The sequence below is a fragment of the Pseudomonas sp. S11P7 genome (genome assembly GCF_023195435.1).
Lineage (GTDB): Bacteria > Pseudomonadota > Gammaproteobacteria > Pseudomonadales > Pseudomonadaceae > Aquipseudomonas > Aquipseudomonas fluorescens_G.
In genome coordinates, this window is sequence record NZ_JALPKS020000002.1 from 3,764,843 (window position 1) to 3,778,531 (window position 13,689).

14 protein-coding genes are annotated in these 13,689 nt (G+C 58.5%); 3 read left to right on the forward strand and 11 right to left on the reverse strand.

The window, feature by feature from the left end; all coding sequences use genetic code 11:
* Nucleotides 1–4: 4 nt before the first annotated feature.
* Nucleotides 5–1,027 (reverse strand): amidohydrolase family protein, encoded by a 1,023-nt coding sequence (locus tag M0746_RS17280; RefSeq protein ID WP_258450040.1) that lies wholly within the window; start codon nt 1,025–1,027, stop codon nt 5–7.
* Between the two features lie 153 nt (nt 1,028–1,180).
* On the opposite strand from M0746_RS17280, the gene M0746_RS17285 reads away from it, so the two are divergent.
* Complete coding sequence (locus M0746_RS17285; RefSeq protein WP_090282426.1) at nt 1,181–1,597, forward strand: OsmC family protein; 417 nt, start codon at nt 1,181–1,183, stop codon at nt 1,595–1,597.
* Nucleotides 1,598–1,659: 62 nt separating this feature from the next.
* On the forward strand, nt 1,660–2,526 hold the full coding sequence (locus M0746_RS17290) for a pirin family protein (protein ID WP_258450041.1): 867 nt from the start codon (nt 1,660–1,662) through the stop codon (nt 2,524–2,526).
* 201 nt (nt 2,527–2,727) lie between these two features.
* On the opposite strand, the gene M0746_RS17295 is transcribed toward M0746_RS17290, so the two are convergent.
* From M0746_RS17295 to M0746_RS17310, 4 genes are all read right to left on the reverse strand, one after another.
* A complete protein-coding gene (locus M0746_RS17295) occupies nt 2,728–3,456 on the reverse strand; it encodes a dienelactone hydrolase family protein (protein WP_258450042.1) in 729 nt (242 codons plus the stop codon).
* Nucleotides 3,457–3,525: 69 nt separating this feature from the next.
* On the reverse strand, nt 3,526–5,430 hold the full coding sequence (gene htpG / locus M0746_RS17300; protein WP_258450043.1) for a molecular chaperone HtpG: 1,905 nt from the start codon (nt 5,428–5,430) through the stop codon (nt 3,526–3,528).
* A gap of 81 nt (nt 5,431–5,511) precedes the next feature.
* Nucleotides 5,512–5,964, reverse strand: a complete 453-nt coding sequence (locus M0746_RS17305; protein WP_258450044.1) for a PaaI family thioesterase — start codon at nt 5,962–5,964, stop codon at nt 5,512–5,514.
* The gene (locus M0746_RS17310) at nt 5,961–6,437 is read right to left on the reverse strand and encodes a PaaI family thioesterase (RefSeq protein WP_208938187.1); all 477 of its coding nucleotides are present in this window, start codon (nt 6,435–6,437) and stop codon (nt 5,961–5,963) included. The genes M0746_RS17305 and M0746_RS17310 overlap by 4 nt, the downstream gene beginning before the upstream one ends.
* Nucleotides 6,438–6,595: 158 nt before the next feature.
* Between M0746_RS17310 and M0746_RS17315 the strand changes: the two genes are divergently transcribed.
* Nucleotides 6,596–6,832 carry a hypothetical protein gene (locus M0746_RS17315; protein ID WP_008082962.1) on the forward strand — a complete coding sequence of 79 codons (237 nt, stop codon included), beginning with the start codon at nt 6,596–6,598 and terminating at the stop codon, nt 6,830–6,832.
* A 75-nt stretch (nt 6,833–6,907) separates the two neighbouring features.
* Here M0746_RS17315 and M0746_RS17320 read toward each other — a convergent pair whose 3' ends face one another.
* The 6 genes from M0746_RS17320 to lpdA form a co-directional block, all read right to left on the reverse strand.
* Nucleotides 6,908–7,309 (reverse strand): MAPEG family protein, encoded by a 402-nt coding sequence (locus M0746_RS17320; RefSeq protein WP_208938188.1) that lies wholly within the window; start codon nt 7,307–7,309, stop codon nt 6,908–6,910.
* On the reverse strand, nt 7,309–8,046 hold the full coding sequence (locus tag M0746_RS17325; protein ID WP_258450045.1) for a DUF599 domain-containing protein: 738 nt from the start codon (nt 8,044–8,046) through the stop codon (nt 7,309–7,311). The genes M0746_RS17320 and M0746_RS17325 overlap by 1 nt, the downstream gene beginning before the upstream one ends.
* A 195-nt stretch (nt 8,047–8,241) precedes the next feature.
* Nucleotides 8,242–9,555, reverse strand: coding sequence for a branched-chain amino acid transport system II carrier protein (gene brnQ / locus M0746_RS17330; protein WP_203421260.1), 1,314 nt, complete (start codon nt 9,553–9,555; stop codon nt 8,242–8,244).
* A gap of 362 nt (nt 9,556–9,917) precedes the next feature.
* Nucleotides 9,918–10,802 (reverse strand): succinate--CoA ligase subunit alpha, encoded by an 885-nt coding sequence (sucD, locus tag M0746_RS17335; protein ID WP_090282418.1) that lies wholly within the window; start codon nt 10,800–10,802, stop codon nt 9,918–9,920.
* Nucleotides 10,802–11,968, reverse strand: a complete 1,167-nt coding sequence (gene sucC / locus M0746_RS17340) for an ADP-forming succinate--CoA ligase subunit beta (RefSeq protein ID WP_090282417.1) — start codon at nt 11,966–11,968, stop codon at nt 10,802–10,804. Before sucC ends, sucD begins: the two co-directional genes overlap by 1 nt.
* Before the next feature lie 182 nt (nt 11,969–12,150).
* Entirely contained in the window at nt 12,151–13,587 is a 1,437-nt protein-coding gene (gene lpdA, locus M0746_RS17345) for a dihydrolipoyl dehydrogenase (protein ID WP_090282416.1), read from the reverse strand.
* Nucleotides 13,588–13,689 lie beyond the last annotated feature (102 nt).

Here is a 13,689-nt window from a genome sequence, read left to right on the forward strand (position 1 = left end):
CGTTTCAGCGCTGATCAGCGCTTGTGATTGCACCGCGCGGCAATATCGCCAGGAAGTTATCCCGGGCAACCTTGCGAGCCACCGCCTCCGGCAGTGCATCCAGAAACGGTCGATAGCTGTGCATTTCCTCACCGAGCTTGTTGAACCGTCCTACCACGTCGGAGCCAAGCATGAAGCGATCAGGATACTTTTCCACCAGCGCCAGCCATTCCGCGCGAGGCTTGCCCTGCTCGTCCAGCAGGTATGGCGTGAGCATGCTCCACGACAGATCGATGAACAGATTCGGATAAGCCTCGAGCATGCGCGTCAGGGTCGGCAGCAGAAACGGCAGCTGCTTTTGATGCCGATGGATTTCCGCACTGGTGCCCGCATGCGCCCAGATGAAGCGGGTGTGCGGATGATTACGCAGCGGCTCCTCGACTTCCTGCAGGTACAGCGGATTTTTCTCACGCTTGGAGGTGATGTTGGAATGCAGCATCACTGGCAAATCATTTTCCGCGGCGAGGTGATAGATCTTGGTCATCGCTTCGTTGTTGGCTCGCGGGGTGTCGCCGGCGGTGAGTGCGGTCAGATCGTCGTGGCGGGTAAACACTTCGCCAATGCCCTGCCACAGCCCCGGATACAGGTCGAGCATGCGCTGGATGTGCGCGGCGGAGTTTTTGTCGTTGGGGTTGAAACCCGACAAGAACGGATGAAAGTACGGACGCTGTTCCGGCGACAGCTTTTGCACCGCATCGGCGATGATCACGTCGGTCGCGCTGTACCAATAGGCGTCGGCGTCATCACCGGCGTAATAACGCGGGCGCTTGGGTTCGTCCTCATGCCACTTCTTCGCCACGGGGATGCCGGAAATCATCACATGCTCAATGGAGTTTGCCTTCATGGCCGTCAGCAGTTTCGCCATGCCGGCGCTTTCCTGGAAAAAATCCACGTAATGCAGGTGCGCATCGCTGTAGGTGTATTCGCGGGCATGGGCAGTCCCGGCGAAAGCCAGAAGGCAGGCGACAATCAGACGAGACAAAAACACAAGTAATCTCCGGCAGGTGGGCTTAGCCTAGACCCCGCCCGACGGACAAGGGTTCAGCCCGCACGGAAAGCGGAACGCGTACCGGTGGGAATGTTCTATAACTGCAGGGTCTTGCCTGACCCAACGATTTTTCCTGCTGCCTGTGAGGTTCTCATGACTGTTACCGTCAATACCGTCTCCGCTGAAGGCTATCGTCACACCGTACAAATCGATGACCACGAACTGTTTGCCGACGTGCCGAAAACGGCGGGCGGCGAAGGTTCGGCGCCTGAGCCGCACGACTATTTCGATGCCGCGCTCGGCGCGTGCAAAGCGCTGACGCTGAAGATGTACGCGAAGAAGAAGGACATTCCGCTGACCGGCGTGGGCGTCGACGTCAAACGCGACAACAGCGAAGAGCAGAAAGGCAAATACGTCCTGCACGTCACCCTGACCCTCAAAGGCGTACTCACCGACGCGCAACGCGACGAACTGCTGCGGGTCGCCGACCGTTGCCCGATTCACAAACTGATGACCACCAGTGACGTGACGATCGAAACCCACACCCCGCAAGGCTTCGACAGCCAATAAACCTCCCATTGCCAGCGGCGGGTTATGCTTCTGGCATCGCCCGCTCAGCCTGGAATGCCCCCATGGATACGCAACCCCTGATCATCCGCCCGCGCGCCGAAGACGTCGAAGGCCAGCCGATCCTGCGCCCACTGCCGTCAGCCAAATGCCGCAGCGTCGGGCCTTTCGTGTTTTTCGACCACATGCTCGAGACGGTTTATCCGACCGGTAAAGGCATGGACATCCGACAGCACCCGCACATCGGTCTGTCGACCCTCACCTATCTGTTCGAAGGCCAACTGCAGCACAAGGACAGCCTCGGCTCGGATCAGGTGGTCAGCGCCGGCGATGTCAGCTGGATGACCGCCGGCAGTGCGATCGCCCATGTCGAGCGCACGCCTGCACCGTTGCTCGCCGAGACGTTTACCCTGCACGGCCTGCAAGTCTGGCTGGCCTCGCCCCGGGAACATGAGCAGGGACCGGGACACTACAGCCATCATCCGGCGGCGACCTTGCCGGTCAGCGATAACCTCGGCGTGCAGATCCGCATGATTGCCGGGTCAGGCTTTTGTCTCGAATCACCGGTACCGGTGCTTTCTCCGACGCTGTATGCCGAAGTGCGGATGCAGAGCGCGACCACGCTGCTGATTCCGACCGAGCATGCAGAACGTGCGGTGTATGTGTTGAGCGGCGATGCGCAGCTGAACGGCGAAGCCATTGAGCCTCACGCGCTGGTGGTGCTGCCGGCTGGGGAAGAGATGAGTCTGTTTTCCGAAAGTGATGTGCACGCGGTGGTATTCGGCGGCGCCGCGCTGGACGGGCCGCGGCGGATCAACTGGAATTTCGTGGCCAGTGACCCGACGGCGATCGACGAAGCGCGGCGCAAATGGGCGGCCGGGGATTGGCCGACGGTGCCGGGGGAAGTGGAGCGGATCGAGTTACCGCGTTGAACTCTTTGCCCTCACCCCAGCCCTCTCCCGGAGGGAGAGGGAGCCGATTGGGGGATATTGAAGAGGTACGCCGAAGTAAGAGATTCAGCTGAATCCATAATCGACACAACTCTTTCAGGTCGATGCATAGCGCCAGACACCTCCGTAAGTCCCCTCTCCCTCCGGGAGAGGGCTAGGTGAGGGGCCTTTGCTTTTTCGGCTTCAGCCCTTGAACACCTCATCCAGCAAATCATGCATCGACTTGAACGCGCGCTTCGCGGTCTTCTCGTCGTACATCATCTTGCCCGGCACGTTCGCATGCGGGTCGGTAAACGAGTGCACCGCGCCGCCGTAGCTGAGCAGCTGCCAATCCACACCGGCAGCGTTCATCTCGTCTTCAAACGCCGGCAATTGCTCTTTCGGCACCAGCGGATCGGACGCGCCGTGCAGCACCAGCACCGAGCCCTGGATGTTCTGCGCATCCGCCGGGTTCGGCGAGTCCAGCGTGCCGTGGAACGACACCGCCGCTTTCACTGGCGCGCCGGTGCGGGCCAGGTCCAGTGCACAGCAACCACCGAAGCAGAAACCGAACACCGCCAGTTTCGCGGTATCCACCGCCGCTTCACCCTGGCTTTGCAACTGCTCGAAAGCCACTTGCAGGCGTTTGCGCAGCAACGCGCGGTCGTCCTTGAGCGGCATCATTGCAGCGAGCGCTTCATCGGCGTTCTGCGGACGTACGGCCTGGCCGTAGACGTCAGCGATCAACACCACGTAACCCTTGGCCGCCACCGCTTTGGCGATGTCTTCGGCACCGGCGCTGACGCCCATCCAGTTCGGCGCCATCAACAAACCCGGCAGCGCACCTTTGTGCTCGGCATCGAAGGCCAAACGCCCTTCATAAGGCTGGCCGTCAATCTGGTAGACCACGGAACGTACAGTGACTTGGCTCATTTCTGACTCCTGATTCGTTAAACACCAGAATGAAAAAACCCGCCGAAGCGGGTTTTTCCTACAACGTGATCAAACCGACAGTTCAACCAGCAGCTTGTTCAGACGGCGCACATAAGCGGCCGGGTCTTTCAAGCTGTCGCCGGCAGCCAGCGCAGCCTGATCGAAGAGGATGTGCGACAGGTCGCCAAAACGCTCTTCGTTCTGCTCGCCATCGAGTTTCTCGATCAGCGGGTGGTTCGGGTTGAATTCGAAGATCGGCTTCGAATCCGGCACCTTCTGCCCGCTCGCTTCGAGGATCTGGCGCATTTGCAGACCCAGGTCATGATCGCCGATGGCCAGAATGGCCGGCGAATCGGTCAGACGATGCGATACGCGAACTTCCGCGACGGAATCGCCCAGCGCGGTTTTCAGACGCTCGACCAGACCTTCCTTGGATTTGGCGACTTCTTCTGCAGCCTTCTTGTCCTCTTCCGAGTCCAGGTTGCCCAGATCAAGGTCACCACGTGCCACGTCGACAAAAGTCTTGCCGTCGAACTCGCTCAGGTAGCTCATCAGCCATTCGTCGATGCGGTCGGTCAGCAGCAGCACTTCGATGCCTTTCTTGCGGAAGACTTCCAGGTGCGGGCTGTTCTTGACCTGCGCGTAGGTTTCGCCGGTGAGGTAGTAGATCTTGTCTTGACCTTCCTTGGCGCGGGCCAGGTAGTCGGCCAGACCGACGATCTGCTCGCCGTCGTCACCTTGAGTCGATGCGAAACGCAGCAGACCGGCGATTTTTTCTTTGTTGGCGAAATCTTCTGCCGGGCCTTCTTTCATGACCTGACCGAAGTTTTTCCAGAAGCCTTTGTATTGCTCAGGCTCGTTCTTCGCCAGTTTTTCCAGCATGTCGAGCACGCGCTTGGTCAGCGCGGTCTTCATCGAATCGATGATCGGGTCTTTCTGCAGGATTTCACGCGACACGTTCAGCGACAGGTCGTTGGAATCGACCACGCCTTTGATGAAGCGCAGGTACAGCGGCAGGAACGACTCGGCCTGATCCATCACAAACACACGCTGCACGTACAGCTTCAGGCCTTTCGGCGCTTCACGCTGGTACAGGTCGAACGGCGCGCGCGCCGGCACGTACAGCAGCGAGCTGTACTCGAGCTTGCCTTCAACCTTGTTGTGGCTCCACGACAACGGATTTTCAAAGTCGTGAGCGATGTGTTTGTAGAACTCCTGGTATTCCTCGTCTTTGACTTCAGTGCGCGGACGGGTCCACAGGGCGCTGGCGCGGTTGACGGTTTCCCATTCAACGGCTGGAGCCTCTTCGCCTTCGGCCGGAGTGACTTCCTTCGGCAGTTCGATCGGCAAAGCGATGTGGTCGGAGTACTTCTTGATGATGTTGCGCAGACGCCAGCCATCGGCGAACTCGTCTTCACCGGACTTCAGGTGCAGGACGATGCGGGTGCCACGCTCTGGCTTGTCGATGTTGGCGACTTCGAACTCGCCCTCGCCTTTCGACGACCAGTGCACGCCTTCGCTGGCAGCAGTGCCGGCGCGACGACTGTAGACATCAACCTTGTCGGCAACGATGAACGCGGAGTAGAAGCCCACGCCGAACTGGCCGATCAGGTGCGAATCCTTCTTCTGATCGCCGGACAGGTTTTTCATGAAATCGGCAGTGCCGGACTTGGCGATGGTCCCCAGGTGGGTGATCACATCGTCACGGTTCATGCCGATACCGTTGTCTTCGAGGGTGACGGTCTTGGCGTCCTTGTCGAAGCTCACACGGATTTTCAGATCAGCGCCGCCCTCAAGCAACTCTGGCTTGGCCAGCGCTTCGAAGCGCAGCTTGTCGACAGCGTCAGAGGCGTTCGAGATCAATTCGCGCAGGAAGATTTCCTTGTTCGAATACAGCGAATGGATCATGAGGTGCAGCAGCTGCTTTACCTCGGTCTGGAAGCCCAGGGTTTCCTTTTGAGTTTCCACACTCATGGTCATCAAACTCCAATCAGATGGCAGTGGCCGCGACCCGAATGGTCGGCGGCGGGTTGTCATCTGAGTTTGGGGCGCTGTTCAGGATTTCAAGGGTTCATCGATTTTGAAGTGCGCGCGAGCGGTGGCAATCGGTTCGGCCTCGGTGGTTTGCCAGGCAGTGATCGCCACATTGGCGACCCGACGTCCCTGACGGCAGACCTGACATTTGGCCCACGTATCGCGAAACTGCCCGGCGCGCAGGTAGTCGAGGGAAAAGTCGATGATCTTCGGCACGCCCGGGGCGCCGGTGTAAATCAGCAAATGCAGGGCGGCCGCCAGCTCCATGAACCCGGCAATCACCCCGCCATAGATCGCCGGCAATAAAGGGTTACCAATGTTGTCCTTGTTCGCCGGCAGCTTGAACAGCAGTTCATCGCCTACCCGCGAGCACTCGATGCCGATCAGGCCGGCGTAGGGGATCAGCTTCAGCAACGGCGCATAGTCGCCTTGCGCATGGGCCAGCTGCAATTGCTGCTTGAGGTCATCGCTCACGGCTTGACTCCCTTGATTGCGCCGCCAAAGCCTTGCGTGCCTTTGAGCGCCTTGCCCATCCGCATGAACGTGCCGACAACGTGGGCAATGGGTTGCTCGGGGTCGTCCTGGTAGGCGAATCCGCGGGCAAAAATCACATCGGTGGTGACTCGATAGCACTGGGCAAAGCCATAGACATCTTTATGCGGTTCGGCGGCGTGCATGTAATCGATGCGCAGATCGAGGGTCGGACAGACTTCGAATTCCGGCAGCACGCACAAGGTCGACATGCCGCAGGCTGTATCCATCAGCGAGGTGATGGCACCGCCATGGATTACCCCGGTTTGCGGGTTACCGACGATCTGCGGGCTGTAAGGCAGGATCACCGTCAGGCCTTCGCTGGAGGCACTCTGCACCTTTAAACCCAGCACCTGACAGTGGCGCAACGCCGAGAGAAACCGCGTCGCGCGCTCAAAAACGCTGTTTTCCGCCATTTGATAATTACTCGCATTAAAGCCTTTTGCCAGTAGTGAGAAAAGCGGCAAAAGTTCCGTGATAAAACAAAGTTATATATCTGAGAGAAATGAGGAACTTAACCTGTAGCGCCGAGTTCTTAAGGCCAGTAGTTATTTTCCATAAGGAGAAACACCCCATGCGTAAGACTTTAGCTATTGCCTTGATGTTGACCGCTTCCCTCGGTCTCGCTGCCTGCGATAAAAAATCCGAGGACAAAGCTCAAGATGCCAACCAGCACGCTGAGCAAGCTCAGCAGGACATGAACAAAGCTCAGGATAAAGTGAACGACGCTGCGAAAGAAAACGCCGAAGCTGCCAAAGCTCAGGCTGAATCGAACGCTGCCGCACAAGACGAAGCTGCCAAGAAGCAATAAACCGCTCTAGCCGCAGAAAAAGAGAACCCGCCAAGTGCGGGTTTTCTTTTGTCCGGGATTTGATGCAATGGCCGCTTACAACAGAACCGTTCTAAAAGTCGGACTAATCATCAGCAACAACGAAGCCACTAAGCCGACCAGCCAGACCAGACTGCGCAACTTCGGCAGATCCGCCAGGTACAACCACAAGTACAGGATTCGCGCGATCACGAAGATGATTGCCAGCGCATTGATCAGCCATCCCGCGGTTTGCGTGGTGTGCGCCATCAGTACACCAACCGCGAACAAAATGAACGCTTCGATACTGTTCTGATGCGCCGCCAGGGCTCGGGCGCCGTAACCGGTCAATTGCGCCTGTTGCTGGCGCGGCAGGTGGTTGTCATACCCGCCCTGCTCTTTCATCGCCTTGCCCACGGGCAAACGCGCGATATAAATCAGCAACGCGCTGATAAACACACACCAGAACGGAATACTCATCAAGCGGCCTCTTTATTGGTTTCGGGCACAGGTGCCTCGGTAGGGGTATAGACCATGACGTCGAGCACGTCGGAATGAAATTCGCGGCGATACAGCACCACCACCACACCCGCGCTCATCAACATGAACAGCCACGGGCTGACGAACCAGGCCAGCATGCTCATGCCGAAGTAGTAAGAGCGCAAACCGAAGTTGAACTGATTGGCCGCCATCGAGATCACTCGTGCGGCTCGTGAGGCGAAGGCCTTTCGTTCCTGCTCGGAAACGTGGCGCTCACCAATCATCGGTGCCGAGCCGACCAGAATCGCCGCAAAGTTGTACTGGCGCATGCACCAGCTGAACGTAAAGAAGGCATAGACGAACACCAGCGCCAGGCACAGCAACTTGATCTCCGACATGCCCTGCGAGGCTTGCTGGACCATGGGAATGTCCGCCAACAGCGACACGGCGCGGTCAGATGCGCCGAGCACGGTGAGAATACCGGCGAGAATGATCAAGGTGCTGGAGGCGAAGAACGAGGCGTTGCGCTCCAGATTGCCGATCACGCTGGCATCGGCAATACGGTTGTCACGCAGCAGCATGCGGCGCATCCAGTCCTCGCGATACAGGTGCAACACACTGGCCAGACACGCCGTATCGCGGGCCTTCCAGCTGGCATAACGGGTGTAACCGCCCCAGCAGATGACAAACCAGAGCGCGGCGAGCAGGTGGATCAGATTGGCTTGGATGAACGACATGCAAATCCCTGTGTGTATGAATGCTGTACCTGCAGGAGTGAGCCTGCTCAGTCCTACATAAAAGCGACGCAACCCTTCGACGTTAGCTCAGCCAAAAAGACACTGCCTCACGCGCATAAAAAATGCCCCGTATCGATTGATACGGGGCATTTCTGTTTAATCCTGCGGGATCCGCTTGTGGCAGATCAAAACAGGTCAGGCAACCGCTTCGCTGCGCTTGCCCAGCAGGCGATCGCACACCACAGCAACCACCAGCGTCATCACGCACGGTACCAGCCAGGCCAGGCCCTGCTCGCTCAGTGGCAGGTGCGACAGCTGAGTCGGCATCCAGTCGGCCAGGCCGGCGCCTTTCAGCGCGTCGATGCTGCCGAAAATGAACGACACCAGCATCACCGGGCCCAGAATGCGGCCGTGTTCATGCCAGAAGTCTTTGCAGAAGCTCAGCGCCACCAGCACGATGCACGGCGGGTAGATCGCGGTCAGTACCGGGATCGAGAAAGCGATCAGCTTGGTCAGGCCCAGATTGGACACCAGCAGCGAGAACGCCGCGAGGATGATCACCAGCGTCTTGTACGACAGCGGCAACACGCGGCTGAAGTATTCGGCACAGGCGCAGGTCAGGCCGACCGCAGTCACCAGACACGCCAACGAAATCAGCACGGCGAGGAAACCGCTGCCCAGCGAGCCGAACGTATGCTGCACATAAGCGTGCAACACCGCAGCGCCATTGGTGGCACCGACCGCGACTTCATGGCTGCCGGAACCGAGACGGAACAGGCTGACATACACCAGCGCCAGACCGACACCGGCGATCAGCCCGGCGATGATCGCGTAACGGGTGATCAGCTTGGGCGACTCGACGCCACGGGAACGGATCGCGTTGACGATGACGATGCCGAACACCAGTGCGCCGAGGGTATCCATGGTCAGATAACCATTGATGAAACCCTGGGAGAACGGCGCGGCTACGTATTCCGGCGTACCGTGGCCGATGTCACCGGCCGGCAAAGCGAACGCGGCGATACCGAGTACGGCGAGCGCGATGATCTTCAGCGGCGCCAGGAAACGGCCAACGGTATCCAGCAAACGCCCCGGGTACAGGGAAATGAAGAACACCAGCAGGAAGTAAACCGAGCTGTACAGGAACAGTGCCAACGGGCTTTCGCCAGTCAGTGGCGCCAGACCCACTTCGAACGACACCGTCGCGGTGCGCGGCGTGGCGAACAGCGGGCCGACTGCCAGATAGCAGGCCGCCGCGAGGATGCCGCCAGCGATCTTGCCGATCGGGCTGCTCAACGCATCCATCGCGCCACCGACCTTGGCCAGCGCAACAACGGTGATCACCGGCAGACCGACTGCGGTGATCAGAAAACCCAGTGCAGCCATCCAGACGTGAGGTCCAGCCTGCAAGCCGACGATCGGCGGGAAGATGATGTTACCGGCCCCTACGAACAGGGCAAACGTCATAAAACCAAGTGCCAGGATGTCCTGACCTTTCAAAACTTTCATTAAGGTAATACCACACTACTGAAATCGGAATTTAGAGGGGGATTGCCCTGTGGGATTAGGGAAATGCTGTCGATCCGTATGGGACTGACCTGTGAAGCTGCGTGGCTGCCTTGTGGGCGACGCACTGCAAAATGGCCGCCAGCCTAACGAATCTGGCAGGAAAACGCACTGTTAGAGGGCGAACTATCCGATACACGACATTTCCGTGTCGCGTTTATGTATGAAAAGCAGCTGCAAGCTACAAGTTTCAAGCTGCAAGTTTTTATCTTGCAGCTAGCCGCTTGAAGCTTGCCGCTACCCTGAAACGACAAAGGCCACCCGAAGGTGGCCTTTGTTGCTGGAGCTAAAAAGTCAGCCGAAGCTTACTTCTTCACTTCCCAGCCAGTCAGCTCGGCCAAGGCCTTGCCGATGTCTGCCAAGGAACGCACAGTTTTCACGCCTGCGTCTTGCAGAGCAGCGAATTTCTCGTCTGCAGTGCCTTTGCCGCCAGAGATGATTGCGCCAGCATGGCCCATGCGCTTGCCCGGAGGAGCAGTCACACCTGCGATGTAGGAAACAACCGGCTTGGTCACGTTGGCCTTGATGTAGGCAGCCGCTTCTTCTTCAGCCGAACCGCCGATTTCGCCGATCATTACGATCGCCTCGGTCTGCGGGTCTTCCTGGAACAGCTTCAGGATGTCGATGAAGTTCGAACCCGGGATCGGGTCACCACCGATGCCGACGCAAGTCGACTGACCGAAACCGGCGTCAGTGGTCTGCTTCACAGCTTCGTAGGTCAGGGTGCCGGAACGCGAAACGATACCGACCTTGCCTGGCAAGTGAATGTGACCTGGCATGATGCCGATCTTGCATTCGCCTGGGGTGATCACGCCTGGGCAGTTAGGGCCGATCAGGACTACGCCCAGTTCGTCGCACTTGACCTTGGCGTCCAGCATGTCCAGGGTAGGAATGCCTTCGGTGATGCACACGATCAGCTTGATGCCGCCGAATGCCGCTTCCAGGATCGAGTCCTTGCAGAAAGGAGCCGGTACGTAGATCACGCTGGCGGTGGCGCCAGTGGCTTCTACGGCTTCTTTCACGGTGTTGAACACTGGCAGGTTCAGGTGAGTGGTACCACCCTTGCCCGGAGTCACGCCGCCAACCATTTTGGTGCCGTAGGCAATGGCTTGTTCGGAGTGGAAAGTACCCTGCGCGCCGGTGAAGCCCTGGCAGATGACTTTGGTGTCTTTATTGATCAGGACGCTCATTACTTGCCCTCCGCAGCTTTAACGACTTGTTGAGCAGCGTCGGTCAGGCTGGTAGCAGCGATGATGTTCAAACCGCTTTCTGCCAGTACTTTAGCGCCCAGTTCAGCGTTGTTGCCTTCAAGACGAACAACAACCGGGATTTTCACGCCGACTTCTTTCACAGCGCCGATGATGCCTTCGGCAATCATGTCGCAGCGAACGATGCCGCCGAAGATGTTGACCAGTACTGCGGCGACATTGCTGTCGGACAGGATGATCTTGAAGGCTTCGGTCACGCGCTCTTTGGTAGCACCACCACCTACGTCGAGGAAGTTGGCTGGCTTGCCGCCGTGCAGGTTGACGATGTCCATGGTACCCATGGCCAGACCGGCACCGTTGACCATGCAGCCGATGTTGCCTTCCAGTGCTACGTAGTTCAGTTCGAACTTGGCAGCGTGCGCTTCGCGCGGATCGTCCTGCGACGGATCGTGGAATGCCTTCAGCTTAGGCTGACGGTACATGGCGTTGGCGTCGATGTTGATCTTCGCGTCCAGGCAGTGCAGATCGCCGTCAGCCTTGATCACCAGCGGGTTCACTTCCAGCAGAGCCAGGTCGTGGTCTTTGAACAGCTTGGCCAGACCAACGAAGATCTTGGCGAACTGAGTGACCTGCTTGCCTTCCAGACCCAGCTGGAATGCCAGCTCGCGACCCTGGGATGGCTGAGCGCCAACCAGTGGATCGATAGTGGCTTTCAGAATTTTTTCTGGTGTGTCGTGAGCGATTTTCTCGATGTCCACGCCACCTTCGGTGGAAGCCATGAACACGATGCGACGGCTCGAACGGTCAACGACAGCGCCCAGGTACAGCTCTTTAGCGATATCAGTGCACGATTCAACCAGGATCTTGGTGACTGGCTGGCCGTTGGCGTCAGTCTGGTAAGTCACCAGACGCTTGCCCAGCCACTGCTGTGCGAAGGCTTTGGCGTCTTCTTTGCTGCGAACCAGCTTTACGCCGCCCGCTTTACCGCGACCACCGGCGTGGACCTGGGCTTTGACAACCCACTCGCTGCCGCCGATTTTGTCGCAAGCTTCTGCTGCTGCTTCCGGGGTGTCTACTGCGTAACCAGTGGAAACTGGCAGGCCGTATTCAGCGAACAGCTGCTTACCCTGATACTCGTGAAGATTCATGCTTTTTACCGTCTTCGTTAGGTACTGCGCATTCGGCGCTGCGCTCGTTTGAGTGCCGCGCCACCTGTGACTGCTGCTTGCGTAGCTGAGCTACGCAAGACTGCGTCCGGCGGACATTCCGCGGTGAGTCTTGCTCGCAAGGCTCGCGACGGGCCGTTACCGCCGTGGTTTCTTATTATCAGTTAACGCTTCTTGCGGTTGGCAACATGGATGGCACCGCCATTCACTGCCAGAGCAGCTTCGTGCAAGGCTTCGGACAGGGTCGGATGGGAGAAAACCATCATGCCCAGGTCTTCAGCGCTGGTGCCGAATTCCATACCGATCGCGCCCTGCTGAACCAGCTCTGCAGCGCTCGGGCCAATCACGTGCACGCCCAATACGCGGTCGGTCTTGGCATCGGCGATGACCTTGACGAAACCACCGGTATCGTTGGCAGCCATGGCACGGCCGGAAGCGGCGAACGGGAAGGTGCCGACGTTGACTTCAACGCCTTCGGCCTTCAGCGCCTGCTCGGTTTTGCCAACCCACGCGATTTCCGGGTGAGTATAAATAACCGAAGGGATCAAATCATAGTTCATCTGAGCCTTGTGGCCCTTGATGCGCTCGACGACCATGATGCCTTCTTCGGACGCCTTGTGCGCCAGCATCATGCCGCGAACCACGTCACCGATGGCGAATACGCCCGGTACGGCGGTTACGCAGTGCTCGTCGACGGCGATGAAACCGCGCTCGTCGAGAGCTACGCCGCTGTCTGCTGCGAGCAGATCAGTGGTCACTGGACGGCGACCAACGGCTACGATCAGCTTGTCGAACGTAATGGTCTGTTCGCCGTTGGCGTCGGTGTAGTTCACCACGACTTCTTCGCCGTTGACTTTCGAACCGGTCACGCGAGCGCCCAGCTTGATGTCCAGACCCTGCTTGGTCAGGGTTTTCAGCGCTTCCTTGGAAACAGCGGTGTCCGCTGCCATCAGGAAGGTGTCCAGCGCTTCAAGCACAGTCACTTCTGCACCCAGACGCGACCATACCGAACCCAGTTCCAGACCGATCACGCCAGCGCCGATCACGCCCAGACGTTTAGGTACGGACTGGAATTCCAGCGCGCCAGTCGAATCAACGATGACTTTCTGGTCAACCGGAGCCGGTGGAATGTCGATCGGACGCGAACCTGGCGCGAGGATGACGTTTTCCGCTTCGATGACTTCAACCGAGCCGTCCGGTTTGGTGACTTCGACTTTCTTGCCAGCCAGCAATTTGCCGTGGCCCTGAATCGAAGTAACGCCGTTGGCCTTGAACAGAGTGGCAACGCCGCCGGTCAGGTTCTTGACGATGCCAGCCTTGCGGCCAACCATCGCAGCGACGTCCATTTTGACTTCGCCGGTCGAGATACCGTGAACGTTGAAGCTTTCTTTCGCTTCCTTGTACTTCCAGGAGCTGTCGAGCAGCGCCTTGGACGGAATGCAGCCTACGTTCAGGCAGGTACCGCCCAGGGCTTGCTTGCCTTCAGCGTCGGTGTACTTCTCGATGCAGGCAGTGCTCAGGCCCAGTTGCGCGGCCTTGATGGCGGCTACGTAGCCACCAGGGCCAGCACCGATCACTACTACGTCAAATTTCTGCGACATTCAAAAAATCCTCTTTAGCAATAAAGCTACAAGCCGCAAGCTTCAAGCGGCAAGCCCACCGGCTCGTCTTGAGCCTGAGGCTTGTCGCTGAAAGCTTGCAGC

Bases quoted from the DNA above. Each gene is read 5' to 3' on its own strand.
- sucD (WP_090282418.1), bottom strand. From the start codon at position 10,802: ATGAGCGTCCTGATCAATAAAGACACCAAAGTCATCTGCCAGGGCTTC.
- lpdA (WP_090282416.1), bottom strand. From the start codon at position 13,587: ATGTCGCAGAAATTTGACGTAGTAGTGATCGGTGCTGGCCCTGGTGGC.
- brnQ (WP_203421260.1), bottom strand. From the start codon at position 9,555: ATGAAAGTTTTGAAAGGTCAGGACATCCTGGCACTTGGTTTTATGACG.
- M0746_RS17325 (WP_258450045.1), bottom strand. From the start codon at position 8,046: ATGTCGTTCATCCAAGCCAATCTGATCCACCTGCTCGCCGCGCTCTGG.
- M0746_RS17285 (WP_090282426.1), top strand. From the start codon at position 1,181: ATGACTGTTACCGTCAATACCGTCTCCGCTGAAGGCTATCGTCACACC.
- sucC (WP_090282417.1), bottom strand. From the start codon at position 11,968: ATGAATCTTCACGAGTATCAGGGTAAGCAGCTGTTCGCTGAATACGGC.
- M0746_RS17290 (WP_258450041.1), top strand. From the start codon at position 1,660: ATGGATACGCAACCCCTGATCATCCGCCCGCGCGCCGAAGACGTCGAA.
- M0746_RS17310 (WP_208938187.1), bottom strand. From the start codon at position 6,437: ATGGCGGAAAACAGCGTTTTTGAGCGCGCGACGCGGTTTCTCTCGGCG.
- M0746_RS17315 (WP_008082962.1), top strand. From the start codon at position 6,596: ATGCGTAAGACTTTAGCTATTGCCTTGATGTTGACCGCTTCCCTCGGT.
- M0746_RS17295 (WP_258450042.1), bottom strand. From the start codon at position 3,456: ATGAGCCAAGTCACTGTACGTTCCGTGGTCTACCAGATTGACGGCCAG.
- htpG (WP_258450043.1), bottom strand. From the start codon at position 5,430: ATGAGTGTGGAAACTCAAAAGGAAACCCTGGGCTTCCAGACCGAGGTA.
- M0746_RS17320 (WP_208938188.1), bottom strand. From the start codon at position 7,309: ATGAGTATTCCGTTCTGGTGTGTGTTTATCAGCGCGTTGCTGATTTAT.